The 21,081-nt window shown below is 51.8% G+C and carries 21 protein-coding genes and 1 other RNA gene; 8 read left to right on the top strand and 14 right to left on the bottom strand.

Annotated elements, in window-relative coordinates; genetic code table 11:
- Positions 1 to 35 precede the first annotated feature (35 nt).
- Positions 36 to 1,358: an ATP-binding protein gene (locus J4G78_RS04545; RefSeq protein ID WP_207988878.1), complete on the top strand. Its 1,323-nt coding sequence runs from the start codon at positions 36 to 38 to the stop codon at positions 1,356 to 1,358.
- Here the strand turns inward: J4G78_RS04545 and J4G78_RS04540 are convergent.
- Positions 1,351 to 1,635, bottom strand: coding sequence for a chorismate mutase (locus J4G78_RS04540; protein ID WP_207988876.1), 285 nt, complete (start codon positions 1,633 to 1,635; stop codon positions 1,351 to 1,353). The genes J4G78_RS04545 and J4G78_RS04540 overlap by 8 nt on opposite strands.
- A gap of 129 nt (positions 1,636 to 1,764) precedes the next feature.
- Between J4G78_RS04540 and J4G78_RS04535 the strand changes: the two genes are divergently transcribed.
- Together J4G78_RS04535 and J4G78_RS04530 are read left to right on the top strand one after the other, a co-directional pair.
- Positions 1,765 to 2,778 (top strand): polyprenyl synthetase family protein, encoded by a 1,014-nt coding sequence (locus J4G78_RS04535; protein WP_207988875.1) that lies wholly within the window; start codon positions 1,765 to 1,767, stop codon positions 2,776 to 2,778.
- Between the two features lie 26 nt (positions 2,779 to 2,804).
- Positions 2,805 to 3,083: an NADH dehydrogenase ubiquinone Fe-S protein 4 gene (locus J4G78_RS04530; protein ID WP_207988873.1), complete on the top strand. Its 279-nt coding sequence runs from the start codon at positions 2,805 to 2,807 to the stop codon at positions 3,081 to 3,083.
- 9 nt (positions 3,084 to 3,092) lie between these two features.
- Here J4G78_RS04530 and J4G78_RS04525 read toward each other — a convergent pair whose 3' ends face one another.
- The 4 genes from J4G78_RS04525 to J4G78_RS04510 are packed head-to-tail and all read right to left on the bottom strand — an operon-like array spanning position 3,093 to position 5,724.
- On the bottom strand, positions 3,093 to 3,620 hold the full coding sequence (locus J4G78_RS04525) for an NUDIX hydrolase (protein ID WP_207988870.1): 528 nt from the start codon (positions 3,618 to 3,620) through the stop codon (positions 3,093 to 3,095).
- Positions 3,617 to 4,303, bottom strand: coding sequence for a TPM domain-containing protein (locus J4G78_RS04520; protein ID WP_207988868.1), 687 nt, complete (start codon positions 4,301 to 4,303; stop codon positions 3,617 to 3,619). Before J4G78_RS04520 ends, J4G78_RS04525 begins: the two co-directional genes overlap by 4 nt.
- The gene (locus tag J4G78_RS04515; RefSeq protein ID WP_207988866.1) at positions 4,303 to 5,127 is read right to left on the bottom strand and encodes a TPM domain-containing protein; all 825 of its coding nucleotides are present in this window, start codon (positions 5,125 to 5,127) and stop codon (positions 4,303 to 4,305) included. The genes J4G78_RS04520 and J4G78_RS04515 overlap by 1 nt, the downstream gene beginning before the upstream one ends.
- 6 nt (positions 5,128 to 5,133) lie before the next feature.
- On the bottom strand, positions 5,134 to 5,724 hold the full coding sequence (locus J4G78_RS04510; protein ID WP_207988864.1) for a LemA family protein: 591 nt from the start codon (positions 5,722 to 5,724) through the stop codon (positions 5,134 to 5,136).
- Between the two features lie 143 nt (positions 5,725 to 5,867).
- Here J4G78_RS04510 and mscL point away from each other — a divergent pair, with 143 nt between their 5' ends.
- From mscL to ssrA, 3 genes are all read left to right on the top strand, one after another.
- Positions 5,868 to 6,290, top strand: coding sequence for a large conductance mechanosensitive channel protein MscL (gene mscL / locus J4G78_RS04505; protein WP_207988863.1), 423 nt, complete (start codon positions 5,868 to 5,870; stop codon positions 6,288 to 6,290).
- Between the two features lie 141 nt (positions 6,291 to 6,431).
- On the top strand, positions 6,432 to 6,689 hold the full coding sequence (locus J4G78_RS04500; protein ID WP_207988861.1) for a hypothetical protein: 258 nt from the start codon (positions 6,432 to 6,434) through the stop codon (positions 6,687 to 6,689).
- A gap of 88 nt (positions 6,690 to 6,777) precedes the next feature.
- Positions 6,778 to 7,121: a transfer-messenger RNA gene (gene ssrA / locus J4G78_RS04495) on the top strand.
- Positions 7,122 to 7,221: 100 nt separating this feature from the next.
- On the opposite strand, the gene J4G78_RS04490 is transcribed toward ssrA, so the two are convergent.
- The 5 genes from J4G78_RS04490 to J4G78_RS04470 form a co-directional block, all read right to left on the bottom strand.
- The gene (locus tag J4G78_RS04490) at positions 7,222 to 7,452 is read right to left on the bottom strand and encodes a hypothetical protein (protein WP_207988859.1); all 231 of its coding nucleotides are present in this window, start codon (positions 7,450 to 7,452) and stop codon (positions 7,222 to 7,224) included.
- Positions 7,453 to 7,554: 102 nt separating this feature from the next.
- Complete coding sequence (locus tag J4G78_RS04485) at positions 7,555 to 8,817, bottom strand: N-succinylarginine dihydrolase (protein ID WP_207988857.1); 1,263 nt, start codon at positions 8,815 to 8,817, stop codon at positions 7,555 to 7,557.
- A gap of 5 nt (positions 8,818 to 8,822) precedes the next feature.
- A complete protein-coding gene (gene astA, locus J4G78_RS04480) occupies positions 8,823 to 9,839 on the bottom strand; it encodes an arginine N-succinyltransferase (protein ID WP_207988855.1) in 1,017 nt (338 codons plus the stop codon).
- On the bottom strand, positions 9,836 to 11,044 hold the full coding sequence (locus tag J4G78_RS04475) for a hydrolase (RefSeq protein WP_207988853.1): 1,209 nt from the start codon (positions 11,042 to 11,044) through the stop codon (positions 9,836 to 9,838). Before J4G78_RS04475 ends, astA begins: the two co-directional genes overlap by 4 nt.
- 70 nt (positions 11,045 to 11,114) lie before the next feature.
- The gene (locus J4G78_RS04470; RefSeq protein WP_207988851.1) at positions 11,115 to 11,558 is read right to left on the bottom strand and encodes a hypothetical protein; all 444 of its coding nucleotides are present in this window, start codon (positions 11,556 to 11,558) and stop codon (positions 11,115 to 11,117) included.
- Between the two features lie 157 nt (positions 11,559 to 11,715).
- On the opposite strand from J4G78_RS04470, the gene J4G78_RS04465 reads away from it, so the two are divergent.
- A complete protein-coding gene (locus tag J4G78_RS04465) occupies positions 11,716 to 13,821 on the top strand; it encodes a malate synthase G (protein WP_207988849.1) in 2,106 nt (701 codons plus the stop codon).
- Here the strand turns inward: J4G78_RS04465 and rsmA are convergent.
- The 4 genes from rsmA to J4G78_RS04445 form a co-directional block, all read right to left on the bottom strand.
- Positions 13,818 to 14,612 (bottom strand): 16S rRNA (adenine(1518)-N(6)/adenine(1519)-N(6))-dimethyltransferase RsmA, encoded by a 795-nt coding sequence (gene rsmA, locus J4G78_RS04460; protein ID WP_243457223.1) that lies wholly within the window; start codon positions 14,610 to 14,612, stop codon positions 13,818 to 13,820. The genes J4G78_RS04465 and rsmA overlap by 4 nt on opposite strands.
- Positions 14,613 to 14,644: 32 nt before the next feature.
- Entirely contained in the window at positions 14,645 to 15,649 is a 1,005-nt protein-coding gene (gene pdxA, locus J4G78_RS04455; RefSeq protein ID WP_207988845.1) for a 4-hydroxythreonine-4-phosphate dehydrogenase PdxA, read from the bottom strand.
- Between the two features lie 3 nt (positions 15,650 to 15,652).
- The gene (locus tag J4G78_RS04450) at positions 15,653 to 17,008 is read right to left on the bottom strand and encodes a peptidylprolyl isomerase (RefSeq protein ID WP_207988843.1); all 1,356 of its coding nucleotides are present in this window, start codon (positions 17,006 to 17,008) and stop codon (positions 15,653 to 15,655) included.
- A gap of 108 nt (positions 17,009 to 17,116) precedes the next feature.
- A complete protein-coding gene (locus J4G78_RS04445) occupies positions 17,117 to 19,342 on the bottom strand; it encodes an LPS-assembly protein LptD (protein ID WP_207988841.1) in 2,226 nt (741 codons plus the stop codon).
- Positions 19,343 to 19,602: 260 nt separating this feature from the next.
- Between J4G78_RS04445 and J4G78_RS04440 the strand changes: the two genes are divergently transcribed.
- Complete coding sequence (locus J4G78_RS04440) at positions 19,603 to 21,060, top strand: leucyl aminopeptidase (RefSeq protein ID WP_207988840.1); 1,458 nt, start codon at positions 19,603 to 19,605, stop codon at positions 21,058 to 21,060.
- Positions 21,061 to 21,081: the final 21 nt, after the last annotated feature.

Raw genomic sequence — 21,081 nt, 5'->3', positions numbered from 1 at the left:
TAGGCACACAAACTACCGGGTCATTGAGCCGCCGGATGATTGGTATTGCCGCGGCCTGGATCATTGTCCTGCTGCTCGGCGGCGGCGTTGCTCTAGACCGGGTGCTGGTCAATGCGGTGACTCGCAATTTCGACAATCAACTCGAATATGCGCTGACCGCTATGATTGCGTCTGCGGAGATTGATACGACAGGCGAGGTGTTCTTCAACAGACCGCTTGGTGATCAAAGGTTTTTAGAACCTAATAGTGGTCTGTATTGGCAAATTAGCGGTGTAGGACATGACGATTTCACGTCGCGATCATTGTGGGATCGTACGTTGGAGCAGGCGACCCCGCACGACGATCTGGAAACTCATCTATACGATAGCGATCAGTTTTCCGGAGAAGGACTGCGGATGGCTGAGAGAAGCGTCATTCTTCCCGATTCTGAGGTGAAATGGACATTCCAAGTAGCGCAAAGCAGGGAAGGTTTGGATGCGCAGGTTAGCGAAATACGGTCAATATTGGTCAATAGCTTTCTGCTGCTTGCACTCGGCCTTATAGGGATGGCGGCGCTACAGACACTTTATGGACTTTGGCCGTTGCGCAAGATCCGCAAGGCGATCGGCGAAATGCGGAACGGGCAGCAAAAACGGGTAAGTGAGCCCATGCCTAATGAAGTAACGCCGATGGTCGATGAGCTTAATGAACTGCTCGATCATAACGAAAAACAGGCGGAAGAAGCCCGCCGTCACGCGGGTAATCTTGCTCACGCGTTAAAAACACCGCTTACGGTCATCATGAATAGCGCCACAGCAAAGGCGGATGATCTTGCCGATACAGTCATTCGAGAATCAGGTGTGATGCGCCGTCAGGTAGATCACCATCTGGCTCGTGCCCGTGCCGTTGGCCGGCGCGGTCACGCGCATAGCCGGTCTCGTGTCTGGCCAAGCTTGCAAGCAGTGGAACGCGCCGTCGGACGGCTCTACAAACATGTTCGGATCGACATTGATGGCGACCAGGAAGCAGAGGTGTCTGTCGAGCGCCAGGATTTGGATGAGATGATCGGTAATCTTGTCGAAAATGCCGCAAAATATGGCGGTGGTAGTGTCTTTGTAACCGTTGAAACCGGCGATGAATTTGTCGAATTGCTAATCGAAGATGATGGCATGGGTATCCCGGCAGAAGAACGTCAGCGCATATTTGATCGTGGTGCCCGTTTAGATACAGGTAAACCGGGAACGGGTTTGGGATTGGCCATTGTTCGCGATGTAGCTGAGATTTATCAGGGCAATGTGCTTCTGGAAGAAAGTGAAGATTTAGGCGGCCTAATGGTACGATTGTGCTTGCCGAAATCTCAGGTTCAACTGACTAGCTAGCGTCTTCGCGGATCTGTTCGTGGTGGCGAATGACTTCGTCGATGATGAAGCGCAGGAATTTTTCCGAGAATTCAGGGTCTAGGTTAGCATCGCTGGCAAGCTGTCGTAAGCGGGCGATTTGCTGCTGTTCGCGAGATGGATCAGCAGGCGGCAGATTGTTTTCGGCTTTATACTCGCCAACGGCCTTCGTGACTTTGAACCGCTCGGCAAGCATGAACACGAGTGCGGCGTCGATATTATTGATGCTTTCACGATATTGTTTGAGCTTTTCGTCCATGGGTGACTGCCTGATTTCCGTAATTGATTCGCCCGTTGATAGACTTGCCCGCAAGTTTTGCAAACTTCACCTGCTGATGCTTTGATTTCACTTGCCTTATTCCAGTTCCCTTGCCACATCGCATGCAACATGTCTGCAACTGTCCACCACTTGGGGCGCGAAGCTACCCCGTCACTAGAACCGCTAATGGCGCTTGTTGCGAGTGATATGAATCAAGTCAACAGCGTAATTCTTGATAGGATGCAGTCGGAAATACCGTTAATCCCAGAATTGGCAGGTCATTTGATTGCTGGCGGCGGCAAGAGAATGCGCCCTATGCTGACTTTGGCAGCGGCCAAATTGATCGGCTATGAAGGGGATCGCCATTTTAAATTGGCGGCAGCGGTGGAATTTATTCACACCGCAACGTTGCTGCATGACGACGTGGTTGATGGATCTGATCTTAGGCGCGGTAAAACGACCGCCAATCTGGTCTTTGGTAACCCTGCTACGGTATTGGTGGGTGACTTTCTATTCAGCCGGTCTTTTGAATTGATGGTGGAAGATGGTTCGCTGAAAGTACTGAAAATCCTATCGAGCGCATCAGCAATCATTGCTGAAGGCGAGGTAAACCAACTGACCGCTCAGCGTAAAATTGATACCAGTGAAGATCGTTATCTCGATATCATTGGATCAAAAACAGCAGCTCTTTTTGCGGCAGCAAGCCGGATTTCTGCAGTTATAGCTGAGCGAGATGAAGAAACTGAACTGGCCCTGGACTCCTATGGTCGCAATTTGGGAATTGCCTTTCAATTGGTCGACGATGCCATTGACTATTCATCAGATAGGGAGGTCATGGGTAAAGATGCCGGTGATGATTTCCGAGAAGGTAAGGTTACGTTGCCAGTGATTTTGGCCTATGCGCGCGGCAGCGAAGAAGATCGTAAATTTTGGAAAGATGCGATTATCGGCCATAAAATCTCTGATGATGATCTAGGCTATGCCACCGACTTGCTCAAAAAAACCGGAGCAATTGATGATACGATCTCGCGCGCGCGTCATTATGGACAACGAGCGATTGATGCGTTGGGTGCTTTTCCATCAGGTAAAGCGAAATCCGCGATGACCGAAGCAGTTGAATTTGCGATTTCACGCGCTTATTGAGGCGGTCATCAACGAAGGAAAATGTCATGGCTGCGCGGATTTATCAGATACCTATGAATGCTATGCAGTCGGGCAGGGCGTTGACCGACAAATGGATGCTGGAATTTGAACCATCCGAAGCCCGGAAAGCTGATACGCTAACCGGCTGGGCAGGCTCTGGTGATACACAGCGTCAGGTACAGATGAAATTTCCCAGTGTTGAAGCAGCTAGGGTCTATGCTGAAAAATATGGGATCGCTTATTCGGTTGTTCCTACGCCTAACAAAACCTTGAAGATACAAGCTTACGCGGACAATTTTCGCTAAATCGCAAGCCTACTTAAGTTTGAGAAGCAGCAGCAGTTTTGCGTCAATAGCAGCGCCTTCAATACGTTTTTGATCGATGAAATTGCCAAGTTCTTCAAGAGCTACACGGTGGACGGTAATATTTTCTCCCTCGACACCGCCGCCAGGGCCAGTTTTGGTCAATCCGTCAGCCTTGAATAGAAAAAAGCTCTCTGAGACCATGCCGGGGGATGAATAAAACTCGCCGCAATCTTCTATTGTTGTAGCGCGATAGCCGGTTTCTTCTTCCAGCTCTCGCATAGCGGCTATCGATGCATCCTCATCGCTATTATCGTCATGATCGCCGACCAAGCCGGCTGGGAATTCTATACAGTTTTTGCCCAGCGGCATGCGATATTGCTCGACTAACAAAACATGGCCATCATCTATGGCCAATATTACCGCAGCGCGGATACCGCGGCTACGCGACACATATTCCCAGCGGCCTTGCCGTTTAGCCGTAATGAAACGGCCTTCCCACATGGTTTCTAGCGGTGCGTCGGAATCTTCAATACTCAAATTTCAATAAGCCGGTCTGGAAGTTCGTTTGGGTTCTTGTCGGTTTTAGGAAAATGCTCCTTGAGCACCACACCAACATGCCGCACAGCTGCCGCCATGCCTTCACCAGGGCGGCCGACCCGGACTTCATCAATTAGCGCGACCATAGCTTCGCCCCAGACTTCGGGCGATACTTTTTCGGCAATGGCTTCATCGGCAACGATTTCGGCACGATGTTCTTTTAGGGAAACGTAAATCAAAATACCCGTCAAGCCCACGGTACGACGCTCAGCACCTACTTTAAAAAAATCAATAGCTCGCCTACGCACCCGTCGTTGTTTGGTGCTTTTCGGCGTAACCAAAAGGCGGAGCGGCATCCACGCAAATAGATAACGCATCGCAAGGAATAAGGTAACGGTAGCAATAAAAAGCACTGCCATCTGTTCGCCCGCCGTGGTGAAATCCTGCTGCCAACCGCCGAATAGTCCGTTGATCATGGACTGATAGAAGGCCGGAAAAACCGCGAGTGTCGACAAGAAGAAAAACGTGATGCCAATCGCCCATTGCAGGCCGGCATCATGGTATTTGTCAGAGAGGTCGGTGACGATAGTCACAATCTCTCCGTCGGTGGATTTCTCCGCTTCACCTACTGCTGCGGTTACAAGCCTGTGATCCGCTTCGGAAAGCTGATTAACCTTTTGCATTACCATCCCCCGGATGCGCCGCCGCCGCCAAAGCTGCCGCCACCGCCGCTAAAACCACCACCACCGAAGCCGCCGCTGCTAAATCCGCCGCCAGAGCTGCCCCACCCGCTGGAGCCGCCACCGCCCCAGATAACAACAGGACCAGCACCGCCACGATAGCGTTTGCCGCCGCGCGAACCAGAGATGGACATAATAATAATCACTATCCCTACGATGATCCAGAATATGATCAGGCCGCCTTCACCGTCATTAGAGCGCTCGCGTTGTTGACTGGCTGCCTGTGAAGCAGAAGCGCGTGCCTCTTCTTCAGGCAGCATCAGCTGGGCGGTAATTGCGTCAACACCGGCGGTTATGCCTGCGGGCATGTCGCTATCGCGAAACTTGGGCAATATGAAGTTCTGAATAATCACGCCGGAAAGGGCATCGGTCATGATACCTTCCAACCCATATCCTACCTCTATGCGGACCTTGCGATCATTGGGCGCGACCAGCAATATGACACCATTATCTTTTTCGGTTTCTCCGTCGCCATCCTGGCCAATGCCCCAGGTTCGGCCGAGTTGATAGCCATAGTCGGCAATATCATAGCCTTCCAAACTGGACACTGTGGCAACGACCAGTTGCCGGTTTGAATTGGCTTCCAGTGCTTCCAATTTGGCGGTCATCGCCGCCTCTTGCGCGGGATCAAGCAGGTCCGCTTGATCGACCACCCGGCCCGTCAGCTCAGGAAAGCTTTGGGCTGCTACCGTTCCAGCAGGAACCATGATTACCAAGACCAGGGCAGCCCAAATTACGGCGAAAATGCTGTGGGGGAGGATACGCATTATAGGTTAAAACGCGACCGTCGGCGCTTCATCTGCACCTTCTGTGGTCGCCGTAAATGGCGCCATTGGCTCTGCGCCATGAATGATTTTCGCACCGATAATATCGGGGAAGGTTCGAATGGTGGTGTTATATTGCCGGACGGCTTCGTTATAGTCTCTGCGCGCCACATTGATACGGTTTTCTGTGCCTTCCAGTTGGCTTTGCAGGGCCAGGAAGTTCTGATTGGATTTAAGATCAGGGTAGGCTTCTACAGTCGCCAACAGACGGCCAAGGCCTTGAGAAAGTGCGCCTTGTGCTGCGGCAAATTCCTGAATTTTTGAGGCATCACCCAAATCATTGGCACCCACTTGAATGGATGTCGCCTTCGCGCGGGCCTCAACTACAGCGGTCAGTGTATCCTGCTCTTGAGCAGCGAAGCCTTTGACGGTTTCAACCAGATTGGGGATCAGGTCAGCACGGCGTTGGTAAGTGCTTTCAACATCAGCCCATTTCGCCTTCGCCTGTTCCTCGGCAGTCGGAACGCTGTTAATGCCGCAAGCGCTGAGCGCCAGCGCCAAAACTGGTACCATTAAAAATTTGGTTAACTTACTACGCATGTTGATTTTCTCCCACGTTCCGATTGAGCGCCTCTTCAATTGTAAAAATAGTGATGAAAGCGGTTAATTGCAATGACTTCCCTCGACAAATCATAGGTTATCAGGCATTTACAAACCATCTTACGGGGAAGAGGAGTATTGCTATGTTTGCGGAATTTAAAGAGTTTATCCTGAAAGGCAATGTATTAGACTTGGCAGTCGCGGTCATAATAGGTGCTGCCTTCGCTACTATCACCACGTCGTTGACCGAAGATGTGATCATGCCGATTGTAAGCGCGGTTCTCGGCACACCGGATTTCTCTAAAATGTTCATCCTGTTGGCTACACCACCAGCGGAGCTGGCGGGTTCAACCGACTATGCAGCACTGAAAGAGGCTGGTGTGCCTATGCTGGGTTGGGGTCAATTTCTGACCGTTGTGATCAACTTCATCATCTTGGCTTTCATCATTTTCATCATTGTCCGCTATGCCAATAAAATAATGGCTAAGAAGGAAGAGGAAGAAACACCTTCCGGTCCAACCGAAATTGATTTGCTGACGGAAATTCGGGATAATTTAAAAAAATAGCCGCCATGCTAACCGGCTGACTATCGCCGGCGAGTTGATGATAAATTATCCGGCCTTTCTTGGAACCATCGGGCAAATTGCTCGTTAGGTTTCAGGAAGGGCCATTTTTTTTGGCCTCCAAAAAGGGACGAAGGAAGATTTATGCGTAAATTAGCAATTGCAACGATAAGTGCAGCCACCTTGACATTGGCGGCATGTGATAGTGCTGGGCCGGAAACAGCAACCGAAGCGGCAGCAGAAGAAGCCGAAGCACAGGCAGATGTCGCTGACGAAGCGGCGGATGACGCAATGACCGAAGCTGGTGAAGAAGCCATGGAAGAAAAGGCGGCAGATCTGGAAGACAAGGCAGACGTCTTGGAAGAGGCGGCTGACGAAGAAGAAGGTGTACTGGCACAATAAGCCCGACATTTTGTCCTTTGGGACGAACTAGAACTCCTGGGGCTGGCAGACTATCTGCTGGCCCTTTTTCTATTCAACAACAGCCTGCACACTTTCCATTCATAAATTAGTGACTATATAGGGCCTGTCTGCTTCGGCGGACTATGGTGATAAATTGTGATGTGCAATAGGCACAACGGACCCGGGGGCAGTACCCGGCGGCTCCACCAATATAGATGTTTTCAGACATCTTTGTTGATGGGGCCGAACCAGGATCGACGTGTGTTGAAAAGCATTATTTTTACCCGGCCTGAGTATGCCGTGATTGCTCAAAAACTATAAGTGCAAACGATAATGAAGCACTCGCAGTAGCGGCTTAAGCCAACGACCTCACGGTTGTAACTTAAGAAGTTAAAGCGCGGTTGGACCCACCGGGCAACAGAAGGGATACCGGCGGTTTGGTGAGCACCGAGCAACAGAAGCTCACCACCTTATTGGTTGAATGGCATGCCAAAAATCTTTCGTAAAACGCTGAAATAAAAAAGAAGGTCCGTTAATATTCTGGCCCATAAACTCTGCGATAATCGATCGCATCGAGCATCTTGGCACCGGCCATGAAAACGGCACCGGTGCAAGCAAGAAATAAGAGCTTCCCGCCAAAGCCGGGATATTGAATCAGATAATCCTGACCTCTTGCGATAGCGCCAGTCGCCAGTGCATAAATAATCAAGAACGCTTCAAACTTGGTTTTGATGATGAACAGTCGTTTGAATTTTTTCCACATGTCCCAAAATATAGCAAGGCCTATGCCAAGCCCAGAAAAGTGGGGGTTTCGTGCATCGCAACATAGTTAACTGTAAGTTAACTCGACAGTTGGGCCTGGGTTCTAGGTCTCAAGCTCCGTCAAGGCACATGTCTGCAAAAGCGCTTTGCGTGCTTTCTGGATGTTCGCGAGCAGATCAGCATCGGTTAACTGATCGGGCATGATGGTTTCCGGCCAATATTGTTCGACCACCCCGGCAATGGCATCAAGTTTTTCCGCCGTCGCCATGAAGCGTTGATCCACCAGTTTTGGATCAGCGACAACCCGCAACCGTAAACAGGCCGGGCCGCCGCCATTGGCCATGGATTGCCGGACATCTACCGGGCAAAGTTTGCGGATTGGACCATTACCGATCACCAGTTCCTGTAAATAGGACCAAACCGCTTTATTCTCCTTCGCTTCGGTCGGCAGAATAAGCGCCATGCTACCATCATCCGGCAGCGTGACCAGCTGCGCGTTAAACAGATAGGATGTAATCGCGTCGGCCAGACTTACTTTGTCGGCTGGTACGGTGATAATCTCTGCTTGTGGGCATTTGCGCAGCACTTCTGCATAAAATCCGTCGCGATTTTCAAACGCCTCTTCGTGGGCAAACAGCACTTGTTCATTGGCAACAGCCACGACATCATTGTGAAATGCTCCGGCGGCGATAGCCTTGTCCGATTGTTGTGTAAAAATAATGTGATCGTCTTTTAGACCATGCTTGCGCGCTACTGCTTTACTGGCCTCGACATGCTGGCGGGCGGGGAATGGGCCGCCACTCTTGCCATAGACAAATATCTCGATACCCGCCTCTTCATGAGATGTGCATAGCCGCATATGATTGGCAGCGCCTTCATCACCAAAAGGAGATGGAACGGGTGTATGAACCACAAAATGGTCGCGATTGGCAAAAGCGGTGTGCAGCTGCATCAATGTGCCCGGCCATTCGTGGCTGCGATGGGGCATAGTCTGAAGATTCGCGACCGTCATATGACATCTGCCATCACCACCATCGGGAGCCGGAGATATGGTCGCCGCATTGGCCGCCCACATTGAAGAGGCCGAATAGGCTGCAGCGCGAATATGCGGTTCTGCGTCGGTTAGCGTCACTCCCAACGAACCGATCCACGCCATATTTGGCCGGTCGAGTGGCATGAAAAAACCCTGCGCCAGTCCTAAATCGATATTATGCCGCATCTTCGCAATGCCTTGCAGCGCGGCCTCGCGCGGGTAAGATGCCTCGCCTGCATTGGTCGAGGACGCGATATTGCCAAGGCTAAGCCCTGCGTAATTGTGGCTGGGACCGATAATCCCATCGAAGTTGATTTCCTGAAGCTTTGTCATTCTCGTTACCTTGGAATATGCCCAATCATGTCACCGACCGAAAGGCCAAGATTAGCGGCCGCATCTTCATCGATGGTTACGCCGCCATCGGCTTCACCGATAAAGGCATAAGTGGCTTGGAAATCATGGAGCTTGCCGCAGGATATAATCGATTTGAGACCTGCGCCGGAAGCGGTGATCCCAACAATTTCGTCCGACTTGGCATTTTTCACGCTAGTGACATCATCGGTCTTGGCGATCATTGTCGGACCGCCGTCAAAAATATCGACATAGCCGTCATAGGAAAAATTCTCATTTTCCAGCATCCGCATCGCTGCCCGGCCATTGGGGTGGGGGATGCCGATAGCGGCGCGCGCGGTTTCGCTGAGCATCGCCGTATAAATGGGATGTTTGGGCATCAGGTCGGCGATAAACTGATTGCCGTGAATGGCGTTGAAATAGTCCGCTTCCTGAAAGCCCATGCCGAAAAAGCGGCCAGCCAGACCGTCCCAGAATGGCGAACCACCGGCTTCGTCGATCACCCCGCGTAATTCTGCGAACAGACGATTCCCAAACCGTGAACGATGTTCCTTGATGAACAGATAGCGGCTGCGCGCCAAGAGCATGCCCAGACCGCCAGCACGTTCACCGGGATGAAGAAAAAGGCCGCCCACTTCACTGGCGCCCTCCAAGTCGGTGACAAGGGTCAGCATTTGGGCACTAAACGTCCGGTTCAGTTCCTTGCTGGTCTGGGAAAGAGTACTGAGGCGATAGGAATAAAAGGGCCAGCTTTGTCCGACCATCGTGAATAATTGCGATGTTCCGCGCACCGCTCCGGTTTCCACATTTTCGAGCACCATGACGAACAGGTCATTGCCATGCTCATCCGTATTCCGGTCGTAGGCCTTTACCGAGCGGTCCAGCTTGGCCGTCAAACTGTCCTTGTCGGCAGGCAGGTTTGTGAATCCGCCGCCGGTAAGTTTCGCCATCTCATAAAGATGCTGAAGGTCTTCCATCCGTGCCGCGCGTATTTTGAAACTCATAGCCCCCCCTTTTCGGCAATCCGCATGATTGTGAGCGCGGACAATTGTGTGCGTTCGACCAGACTGTCGCTGATCAGAAATTCATCAGCGCTGTGGATGGCCCCGCCGCGCACTCCCATTGTGTCAACAACCGGGACGCCGCAAGCCGCGATGTTATTGCCATCACAGACCCCGCCAGTTCCCCGCCAGTTTATGTCCAGCCCTAGATCCGCACCGCAGCTTTTGACAAGATGGAACAGCTTTTTGGCTTGCGGGTCAATTGGCTTAGGCGGACGGCCAAAGCCGCCATGACAGTGCACATTAAGATCATGGCCGCGGGCGATGATACCGACCAGATTATCAAGTGTGTTCTGGGCCTCTTTCTGATCCGCCAGCGATTTCGGTCGGAAATTCACCCGCAATATTGCATGATCTGGTACCGCATTATTCGGGCCGCCGCCTTCAATCTTGGCGGGATTAACGCTGAGCCCTTCCCGGTGCAGCGCCTTGAGTTGCAAAGCCATATCGGCTGCAGCGACGAGCGCATTGCGGCCTTCATCAGGATTGCGGCCGGCATGGGCGCTTTTGCCCGTGAAAATGATCGAGAAATTACCGCTGCCGCCGCGTTCGCCGGCCAAAGTTCCGTCGGGCAGGGCGGGTTCGTAGGTAAGGGCGGCAACCTTGTCCTTGGCACAACGTTCGATCAGCGCTGCTGACGATGCAGAACCGACTTCTTCATCACTATTGATCATGACGTCATAGCCGATGCGGCTGGCCTGTTCGCTTTGCTCCAGCAATTGCAATGCGCCTAGCATCACGGACAGCCCGCCCTTCATATCGGCCACGCCGGGGCCATTTAGGACGCCTTCTTCCAGCCATTCGAGATTCTGGAAATGATGATCGGCTGGGAATACTGTATCCATATGGCCGGTCAGCAATATCCGTACCGGAGCGTCGGGCCGAACGGACCCGTGAAGATGCTGACCGCGTTGGACCTGATCGACAGAGCCATCGGGTCGTACGGCCTCGACTGGATCGGGATCAACTAGTTTTATATCGCCTGGCAAAACAGAAAACGCATCGGCCAATTGCCCGGCTACTGTTTTCAGACCATCCAGATTGGTCGTTCCGCTATTGACCTTGGACCATGTTTCCGTGCTTTCCAACAACGGCAGGTCTTCGGCTGTTTCCAATATTGCGCTTTCGGGGAGAGGATTTGCTTTCATTTGAAACTGATAGCATTTGTAATCAATCGCTGTCACCTGTTTCCAGCAATGCGGAGACATATCAAAAAATTCAATATCGGGCGTCTGCGATCATGGCATCGACACCCTGATGAATTTCCGCCCAGAGCGCATGCTCTTCTTGTTGCGCTTCGGGAATGGTTGCGACGATGACATATACTGCTGCGTCGACTAGCCCGCTGAACCAATTGCTTTGGACATGGAGGGTTTGCTCATGATGCGGAACGGTGCTGCCAAATATGATACCGATTTCCTGCGGGCTTTCGAGCCAGTTCATCAGGCAGTAAACGACGCTTTCAACCATTTCGGCTTCCAGCTTTACCGTATTCCCTAGGCCATGCTCACGGAAAGAAGCCTGCGCGCTTGGATGTACCGAGTAATAGCGTTCCATCACTGGATCCGTGATATCTCCCAGCGCGTCCGCGGCGCGTTCGAGACTGGTTTCCAGCAGTGCCATTTTGTCATTCAGGTCCATTGCAGAAGATTTTTGAACCATCCTGATGTGATCAGCAAGGATTTGATTTGGAGCATTTACAAAATCCGCGTCACCAGCCATAGGGTGCGACCGATTCCTCCCCGGATTATCTGCTCTTACGCTCACGCAAATGATGCCGGGGCGTGATGTGTTTTTTTGTGAACAAGAGGAACTACCCATGTCCGAATATGTCAGTCAAAACGGTATCCAGATTGCTCCGTTGTTATTTGATTTTATCAACGACCGCGTTTTGCCGGGAACCGGTGTAGATCAAGATCAATTCTGGTCAGGCTTTGCGGACCTTTTGGGTCAGTTTGCGCCGCGTAATGCTGAACTGCTCGCCAAGCGGGAGAAGCTGCAATCGCAAATTGATGACTGGCATCAGGCTAATAACGGCAAGCCTATTGATCAGGCGGCCTATCAAGCGTTCCTGAAAGAAATTGGCTATCTGGTCGATGAGCCAGCGCCCTTTGCCATCACTACCGAAAATGTCGATCCAGAAATCGCGACCATGGCGGGACCGCAACTGGTGGTACCATCACTCAATGATCGTTTCGTTCTGAACGCTGCCAATGCGCGCTGGGGCAGCCTTTATGATGCGTTTTACGGTACAGATGCTCTGGACGCGGCGTCGGCTCAGCCCGGAGGCTATGATCCGGTGCGCGGTGCTGCGGTAATCAAAGCGGCCAAGGCGTTTCTGGATGAGACTTTCCCCTTAACGTCAGGATCTTGGAACGATTATCGCGGCGGTGTGCCCGCTTTGGCCGCTCCCGCGCAATTTGCTGGCCGCAACGGTGATTCTCTGCTGCTCAAGCATAATGGCCTGCATGTTGAAGTGGTGATCAACGCCAATCATCCCATCGGTAAGGATGATCCTGCCCATATTGCTGATGTGTTGATGGAAGCGGCGCTGACCACGGTTATAGACATGGAAGACTCGGTTGCTGCGGTCGATGCCGAAGATAAGGTGCTGGCCTACACCAACTGGCTAGGTCTTATGCGCGGTGATCTCGCGGCCAAATTTATGAAAGGCGGCAAGGAAGCCGAACGCCGCGCAAACCCGGATCGCAATTATGTGGATCAGGACGGTAATAGTTTCACATTGCCGGGCCGAAGCCTGATGTTCGTCCGCAATGTTGGCCATTTGATGACTAATCCAGCAGTGTTGCTAAGCGACGGGTCCGAAGCGCCCGAAGGCCTGCTCGACGGCGTATTTACCAGCCTGATTGCGATGCATGACCTTCAAGGTCTGGGCGATCTACGGAACAGCAAGACTGGGTCCATCTACATCGTGAAACCAAAAATGCACGGGCCGGAAGAATGCACCCTGACCAATGACCTGTTCGATGCGGTCGAAGATCTTCTGGGTCTGGCGCGTAATACGATCAAAGTCGGCGTCATGGACGAAGAGCGCCGGACATCTGCCAACCTGGCGGCCTGTATCCACGCCGTGAAAGACCGGATTGTGTTTATCAACACCGGCTTCCTCGACCGTACGGGCGACGAAATTCATACCAGTATGCAAGGCGGAGCGATGGTTGCGAAAGCCGATATGAAATCCAGCGACTGGATTCAATCCTATGAGGCGCGCAATGTCGCGATCGGTTTGGCTTGCGGTATGTCTGGCAAGGCACAAATCGGTAAGGGCATGTGGGCAGCGCCAGATATGATGGCGGATATGATGGAGCAGAAAATCGGCCATCCGATGACGGGCGCCAATACCGCATGGGTGCCAAGCCCGACAGCGGCGACGCTGCATGCGATCCACTATCACCGGCTGGATGTGTTCGCGCGCCAGAAAGAGGTCGCTGGTGAGGGCATTCCGGCGCTCGATAAATTGCTGACCATTCCCTTAGCGGAAGGCCATAACTGGTCAGCCGACGAAATTGAGCGCGAGCTCGATAACAATGCGCAGGGTATATTGGGCTATGTGGTGCGTTGGGTCGATCAGGGTATAGGCTGTTCCAAAGTGCCTGATATCCACGATGTCGGCTTGATGGAGGACCGGGCGACCTTACGGATTTCTTCGCAGCATATGGCCAACTGGATGCTGCATGGTGTGTGTTCGGCGGAGCAGGTCGATGCGGCCTTGCTGCGCATGGCGGCGAAGGTCGATGGGCAGAATGCCGGTGATCCTTTATATCGCCCGATGGCTGATGATCCGAAGGCCAGTCTGGCGTTTCAGGCCGCGCGCGATCTGGTGTTCAAAGGCGTCGAGCAGCCAAGTGGCTATACCGAGCCGCTATTGCATGCTTATCGATTGAAACTGAAGGCCGCAGGCTAGTCAGACAGAAAGCGCGCCAGCGCTACAAACTCTTCGACACTCACGGTTTCTGGGCGGCGGGCGCCATCAATCCCGGCATTGGCCAAAGCCTCTAATCCGCCGGGCAGGCCTTTCAGACTCTGCCGCAACATTTTGCGGCGCTGGCTGAACGTGGTCTGGGTTAGTTTTGCCAGTATCTCGGGATCAACACCCTCCGGCTGAGTCTTGGGCGTCAAATGCACAATCGCAGACATCACCTTTGGAGGCGGTGTAAAGGCGGAGCGGTGGACCGACATGGCAAGCTTCGCATCACAGCGCCATTGCGCCAATATCGATAGTCGCCCGTAAGCACTGGAGCCTTCTTTGGCGACGATCCGGTCCGCGACTTCGCGCTGAAACATGAGGGTCAGCGATTGCCAAGCTGGCGGCCATTTGGAGTTGGAGAGCCATTTGATCAACAGCGCAGACCCAATATTATACGGGAGATTGGAGACGATGTGAAAAGGCATCTTGAACTGTTGTGAAAGGTCGATTTTCAAGGCGTCGTCATTGATAATTTTGAGCTGCCCAGGAAAATAGTCCTCCAGATCAGCCAGCGCAGGCAGGCATCGCTCATCCCGCTCCACTGCTGTGACACTTGCACCGGCTTGCAGCAAAGCTTGCGTCAGTCCGCCAGGACCGGGACCTACCTCAAAAACCGAACTGTTGGTCAAATCCCCTGGAACGGCAGCAATACGGGACAGCAACTGAGTGTCGAGCAGAAAATTCTGACCAAGCGCCTTGTTAGCGGTCAATCCGTATTTTTTGATCACCTCTCGCAAGGGGGGTAGGGGAGATTGCTCCCTCAATTGTCGTATTTTTCGCGATTGGATACAGCGGTTGCCGCCATCTCAATCGCAGCAATCATCGATCTGGGGTCAGCAATATTCTTGCCGGCAATATCAAACGCGGTACCGTGATCGGGCGATGTGCGAACGATAGGCAGTCCCAGTGTCATATTGACGCCGTCAAAAAAATGCAGTGTCTTCAAAGGTATCAAGGCTTGGTCATGATAAGGGCAGAGGGCAATATCATATTGCGATCTTGCCTCTTCATGAAACATGGTGTCGGCTGGGAGCGGACCCCTTATATTCAATCCTAGCGCAAGCAGCGCGTCAATTGCCGGCTGCATTACCAGTTTTTCTTCATCACCCAGATTGCCATTTTCGCCGGCGTGTGGATTGAGGCCTGCAATAGCAATACGGGGATTTTCTATTCCGAAATTGCGTGTCATCGCCTTGGCAGCCGACTTTGTACGGGCTACTATCAGATCATGAGTCAGCTGGCTGGGAACGTCTTTCAATGGAATATGTGTTGTCATTGGAATGACGCGGAGCGATGGCCCACCCAGCATCATGACTGCATTTTCGCGCGCTATTCCACATCTTTCAGAAACAAATTCAGTTTGTCCCGGATAACGGAAGCCGACCCTGTAGAGTTGCGATTTGGAAACAGGTGCGGTGATCACGGCCCCGGTATCTCCGGAGCGGGCTAAACCAGAAGCAATTTCCAAAGCATGCAAAGCACATTGCGCGCCATCTAACGTCGGCTCGCCGAGACGGGTTATGTCACCATCGTAAATATGCAAAACGGGAAGGGCCTTATCAAAGGCAAAAGTGGCTTCCGCAGGCTCTGAAATTTTGACCACAGGTATATTGTAAACGTCATCAAAGTCGGCAAAATTACCTGCCACGAAAAATGGCCTCGAATTGAAGTTTTTCCGTTCAAGCCAGGTTTTGCAGATAATTTCGGGTCCCACTCCGGCAGGATCACCGCAAGAAATAACAAAGGGTTTCTCTACCCCCGACATCTATCAGTTATAATCAATTATAGCATCACGACGAAGATCGCGCAGATAGATTTGAGCGCGTTTATTTACCCGTTCATTTTCCAGTTGCGACATGATCTGATCGAATGAAGGCGCTGCCGCGGATTGTGGATTGTCTCGGCCACAAAGGATCAACACGCGTACGCCATCGGTAACTGAACCGAAAGGTTGGCTTGCCTGTCCGATGGGGAGTTGGGCAACTGTATTCTGAAGCGGTCCGGGAAGATCTCTTAACCGAACCTGATCATTATCAACGATCTGTGCGCCGATTGATGCGGCAACTTCATTGGCTGCACCACATCCTTTGATGTTTTGTGTTGCCGTCGCAAATTGCGCCGCCTTTGTCGTTGCTTGTGCCTCGGTTGTTCCTGGCGAGAAACTGATGGACAATTGTTTCAGGCTCAAAACAGCATTGCGCGGATCGGCGGTCAAGATCTGACGTTGATCAATCAGATATAGGATCGAAAATCCACCTGGAACCTCAATCGGCCCGACGACCTGACCAACTTGCATTTGTATGGCCGCGTCAGCCAGCGATTGTGGCAATTGGGCGGGGCGCACCCAACCAAGATCACCGCCGGTTGCGGCTGTTGATGCTTCCGAAAACTGGCGTGCATAGGCGACAAATGAACCACCCTGACGGATTTGGTCCAATATCTTGCGCATATTCACGGCAACCTGCTCTGCTGCTTCTGGAGCTGCAGACATATAAATTTCACCAATGCGATATTCCGTCGTACCTTTTGATGCATTAAGGCGTTCGATAATGGCATTCACTTCTTCATCACCGACATTGATGAAAGGCTGAATATTACGACGAAGCAAGCGACTCCAAGCAAGTTCTCCCTTAATCTGACGTTTAAGCGTATCTGTCGAAGATCCCTTCGTGCGCAAAAATGCATCGAATGCACTGACATCTTGTTTGAAATTCTGTTGGGCGACTTGATTGAAAGTTTGCTCGATTTCTCCATTAGAAATCACGATTTCATTCGCTTCTGCTTCCTGAATCTGCAGAGTTTCATCGATCAAATTGCTCAAAACCTGAGTCCGAAGGCGCTCTCGTTCTTCTTTCGAGACCTGACCGCCATTTGCGGCGACAATCAGGGCGAGCCGATGGTCAACATCCGTGCCGGTAATAATATCGCCATTAACAAGAGCCGTTGCCCGGCGGACATTGGGATCATTCTGACCAAAAATGGTCAACTCCTCAGGAATATCCAATCCTGTCTGTGGGACACTAGCATCGGAAACTGTCTGGCTAGACGAAGGCGTTGCTGCCAATAAAATCGCGGAGGTAACAATCGCTAACTTCGCGCTATTACCTGAAAATTTGGTACGCATAAAATTCATTTTTCGTTTCTTTTCAAACTCTAAGAACATTGTGAACACAGCAAATATCAAAATTCGGCTGAACATAATATGAGCGGTTAGTTATAATTATTGGACGTCTTACACACCCAAATTGCGTAAGGCCAGTCGGAACAGAAAAGTACTGCCGCGCTGGTCATCGCCGGTATCGTCGTAATCATAGCGCCATGTCACACCAAGAGATAGACAGCCATCATCATATGCAACGCCGATACGATGCCGGACAGGCTCAAATCCATCTGCGGAAGAGGTAGGATCCTCGCGCGCATCGGTAAGGTCAATAATCGCGGACCCAAAAACCGACCAATAGTTGTCAATCTGATAGCGCCCGCCGATGCGCACCTCTTCACGATCGCTTAGATCTTCAACACCCGCCCCGATATTGCGGTTTAGCCGCAAATAACCGATTTGCGCATAGGTATTTTTTGATCCGACCGTCGCATCAATTTCATTGCGTCTGATAGCAGCGCTGTCTTTATCAAGCCGGTATCTGTGGGTGAATTTCACAATGTCTTTAAACCGGACTTCTGTTCGGCCAACGATATCGGAAAATCGCTCGGATAATCCGGTCCCTTCAGGCACAATATTGCTATTATTAGCCAGTCGATAGCTTTGCCCGACAACCGCATTTATGCTCAAATTGGGCCGACTGAGGCTCCATTCTAGCCCGTATGTGGCGCGAACATTGTCTTCATAGCGATCATATCCAGGGAAGCGGTTCAGCGCGAAAAGATTGGTGTCCTCCAGATCAACCGAGCGAGAGTCTTCATTCGGTAAGTCGAGATTTGATATCGCCGGCGTTGCCACAACCTGAAAACGTGGCGTCAGGGTTTGGGTGCCGCCAAATACTTGGCCCACGAAAGGCCATTTCACGTCAACAGCAGCGGTTACGATACCACGAGTTTGCCAACCGGATTCGCCGCGATAAATGGCGGTTTCGTTGAGCGCGTTGTCTTCGCTGTTGTAAACGTCGCCGCGGGCGAAGCCGGTTAATGTAATTTCCTGGCCCATGGTCGTCAGTTTACGTAAATCCCAGCGTGCGGAAGCAAAGGCACGTTGTGTGTCCTGACCTTCCGTTCGCCCAATCGCGAGGCTGTTTAGCTGGATCTGGGTCTGGCCGCCCAATAGTGTTTCTCCAAAACGCTTTCGATAATCTATCACTGGCAGCGCGATGGGTACCCGGTTTTGGGGGTCACCGGCGCGCAATGTTTGAAAGGCCCAGCCTGCTAAAGAAAAATAACTACTATCATCGATCCGTTCGACATTGATTGTTGAGCGCAAGCTATCATCATCGCTGATATCATATCGGCGCAAGAACGTCCGGTCAGAAGCAATCCGGGCCGATTGCGATATTGTCCAGTTTTCATCAAGTATGAAGCGGCCACTTGTCTCAAAATATCCTCGAAAACCCTTTTCTGAATCCGGTAACGGACCGCCAGCGCCAGTTGGGATACGCGAGCTATAGGTCGCATAGCCAGTCATCTGAAATGCGCCCTTGTCATCAAGGTTTCGGAATGTTCCGCTTATTAATGGGGCTACTTCGGTGAAAACCTGTGTTGTTACCGTAGCATCTTGATTGGGTGCTAGATTGAAATAATAGGGTACGGATACGGCAACCCCATTTGTGGAATCAAACCTGAGATTTGGAACCAAAATCCCGCTACGATTCTCATCGCTGACCGGATGAGAAAGCCCGGGCAAAGGAATGACCGGCAGTCCAAAGATTTCAATTCGCGCGCCATCATAGCTGACGCGCTTCTTGATCGGATCATAGCGGACCTTGACCGCTTTGATCTCCCAGCTTGGATTTTTCGGACATCCATCTTCTGTTGTAACTGCGCAGGCGGTATATGCTGCATTGTCGAGCGCAAGCGATCCATCAGAAAACCGTTCCCCTTTGCGCGCAGCCAGGCGGCTACCGTCTTCCAATACCAAAAGTAAATTATCGACAATGCCGTCGCGTAGAGTGTCGGTCAGGACAATGCTGTCGCCATAAGCCGTATCGCCGTCGGGGCTGGTGGACCGGATATTTCCCCTTGCCTCCACAATACCGGTTTTTCGGTTCCATATGACTTCATCTGAACGGAGCTTATAACCTTCGCGATCCAGTATGACGTCGCCTGTGGCGGTGACAATATCATTCTCAAAGTCATAATCGACCGAATCCGCGCTAAATTCGATTTCATCCGATTTTTGCGAAGGTGTTTCCGCAACCGGTTTAGGCTCGCTTTCTCCTGTCTGGGCGATAGCAACCTGAGGATAAGCCAAGGGAATAGCCAAAGTAATCAATGCGATTGAAGATTTCATCGACGAGATTAACCTACCTTTGATCCCATAAGATATTGGCATTTATATTTACCACCAATCCAACCATCGCCCTATTGCATCAGATTGCTTCTGCTGCAAATTTTCTATCGCAGATTTTTAATGTCATCTGATTTGATCGTTAACTGGAGTGAAATGATGATTGCAAAGACAGAGCCAATCTTTCATTGATCAGGGCTGAACGGATGATCAGATGTCTGCGATATAAACGCGGCTGACCCATTGATAAGGACGCTTTACCCATGAAATTCACATTTGCTGCTAACCCGTCTTCCACGCCAGATGCGATTGCTTATGCCGTTGGCAAAGATGCGCTGGATAATGCGGAAATATCGGTCGAACAGGCAGATATGGTGCGTGCTGCCGCAAAAGCAGGGCGATTTGAGGGCAAGACTGGACAGACGTTCCAGACATTTGTGACCGAGGGTGATGCAGTTATTCAGATCATTTTGACCGGTATTGGTAAGGGTGAGCGTAAAGACTGTGAAGCCGCTGGTGGAGCAGTTGTTGCCAAACTGATTGCATCAGGCGTGAAACATCTCGCCATAAACGGAGCCGGATTAGAGCAGGATCAATTGGCGCGTCTGTTGTTTGGTGCAAAACTGCGCAGCTGGAGAATCGATAAATATCGCACCACCATGCCGGAAAACACCAAACAGACGCTAGAGGCCATCACAGTGCTCGATACCGATATGGAATCGGCGCAGGCTTGGCTGGATCTTTCGGCGGTGGCCGACGGTGTGGCGCTGACCCGCGAGCTGGTATCCGAACCTGCGAATGTAATATATCCGGAAAGCTTCGTAGCGCGCTGTGAAGAGCTTCAGGATATGGGCGTAGAATTCACAGTGCTTGGGCAGGAGGAAATGGAGAAGCTGGGCATGGGTGCGCTTTTGGGCGTATCACAAGGCTCGGTTCGTCCGCCACGTATGCTCGCTATGCGCTGGGACGGCACCAACGGTGCCCAGAAAAAGCCGCTCGCGCTGGTCGGTAAGGGTGTGACCTTTGACACTGGCGGTATCTCGCTGAAACCGCCGGGTGGTATGGAAGATATGAAATGGGATATGGGCGGCGCTGGAGCGGTTGCCGGCACGATGAAGGCGCTTGCTGGTCGAAAGGCCAAGGCGCATGTCGTTGGTGTCTGTGGGTTGGTTGAGAATATGCCGGATGGTAAAGCTCAGCGTCCTGGCGATGTCGTGACCAGCATGAGCGGTCAGACCATCGAGGTGATCAATACCGACGCCGAAGGGCGGCTGGTGCTATGTGATGCGTTACATTGGACTCAGGAGACTTTTGAACCGGAAGTTGTCGTCAATCTGGCAACGCTAACCGGAGCGATTATCGTATCACTGGGCAATGAACATGCCGGTTGTTTCAGCAATGATGATGGCTTGTCCGACAATCTGTTGGCCGCCGGTAGCACCGCTGGCGATCCGCTGTGGCGGTTCCCGCTGACCGCTGCCTATGATAAGCAGATTAACTCGCCAATTGCGGACATGAAAAATGTTGGTGGCAAGGGCGCAGGATCAATTACCGCAGGACAATTCCTGAAAAGATTCATCAAAGACGGTGTCAAATGGGCGCATCTCGATATTGCCGGCATGGTTTGGGCAGACAAGCCTGGTCCGGTTTGGGACAAGGGGGCCACGGGCTTTGGCGTGCGCTTGCTGGATCAATATGTTGCCGATAATTTTGAGCAATAGGCCAAGCCAAGGGGCAATTTA

Source organism: Parasphingorhabdus cellanae, from assembly GCF_017498565.1.
In the GTDB taxonomy this organism is placed as follows: domain Bacteria; phylum Pseudomonadota; class Alphaproteobacteria; order Sphingomonadales; family Sphingomonadaceae; genus Parasphingorhabdus; species Parasphingorhabdus cellanae.
Note: the sequence above shows the minus strand (reverse complement) of the source record. Positions and strands in the feature narration are given on the sequence as shown.

Coding starts and splice junctions, on each gene's coding strand:
- J4G78_RS04545 (WP_207988878.1), top strand. CDS start 36: ATGATTGGTATTGCCGCGGCCTGGATCATTGTCCTGCTGCTCGGCGGC.
- J4G78_RS04540 (WP_207988876.1), bottom strand. CDS start 1,635: ATGGACGAAAAGCTCAAACAATATCGTGAAAGCATCAATAATATCGAC.
- J4G78_RS04535 (WP_207988875.1), top strand. CDS start 1,765: ATGTCTGCAACTGTCCACCACTTGGGGCGCGAAGCTACCCCGTCACTA.
- J4G78_RS04530 (WP_207988873.1), top strand. CDS start 2,805: ATGGCTGCGCGGATTTATCAGATACCTATGAATGCTATGCAGTCGGGC.
- J4G78_RS04520 (WP_207988868.1), bottom strand. CDS start 4,303: ATGCAAAAGGTTAATCAGCTTTCCGAAGCGGATCACAGGCTTGTAACC.
- J4G78_RS04515 (WP_207988866.1), bottom strand. CDS start 5,127: ATGCGTATCCTCCCCCACAGCATTTTCGCCGTAATTTGGGCTGCCCTG.
- J4G78_RS04510 (WP_207988864.1), bottom strand. CDS start 5,724: ATGCGTAGTAAGTTAACCAAATTTTTAATGGTACCAGTTTTGGCGCTG.
- mscL (WP_207988863.1), top strand. CDS start 5,868: ATGTTTGCGGAATTTAAAGAGTTTATCCTGAAAGGCAATGTATTAGAC.
- J4G78_RS04500 (WP_207988861.1), top strand. CDS start 6,432: ATGCGTAAATTAGCAATTGCAACGATAAGTGCAGCCACCTTGACATTG.
- J4G78_RS04490 (WP_207988859.1), bottom strand. CDS start 7,452: ATGTGGAAAAAATTCAAACGACTGTTCATCATCAAAACCAAGTTTGAA.
- J4G78_RS04485 (WP_207988857.1), bottom strand. CDS start 8,817: ATGACAAAGCTTCAGGAAATCAACTTCGATGGGATTATCGGTCCCAGC.
- astA (WP_207988855.1), bottom strand. CDS start 9,839: ATGAGTTTCAAAATACGCGCGGCACGGATGGAAGACCTTCAGCATCTT.
- J4G78_RS04475 (WP_207988853.1), bottom strand. CDS start 11,044: ATGAAAGCAAATCCTCTCCCCGAAAGCGCAATATTGGAAACAGCCGAA.
- J4G78_RS04470 (WP_207988851.1), bottom strand. CDS start 11,558: ATGGTTCAAAAATCTTCTGCAATGGACCTGAATGACAAAATGGCACTG.
- J4G78_RS04465 (WP_207988849.1), top strand. CDS start 11,716: ATGTCCGAATATGTCAGTCAAAACGGTATCCAGATTGCTCCGTTGTTA.
- pdxA (WP_207988845.1), bottom strand. CDS start 15,649: ATGTCGGGGGTAGAGAAACCCTTTGTTATTTCTTGCGGTGATCCTGCC.
- J4G78_RS04450 (WP_207988843.1), bottom strand. CDS start 17,008: ATGCGTACCAAATTTTCAGGTAATAGCGCGAAGTTAGCGATTGTTACC.
- J4G78_RS04445 (WP_207988841.1), bottom strand. CDS start 19,342: ATGAAATCTTCAATCGCATTGATTACTTTGGCTATTCCCTTGGCTTAT.
- J4G78_RS04440 (WP_207988840.1), top strand. CDS start 19,603: ATGAAATTCACATTTGCTGCTAACCCGTCTTCCACGCCAGATGCGATT.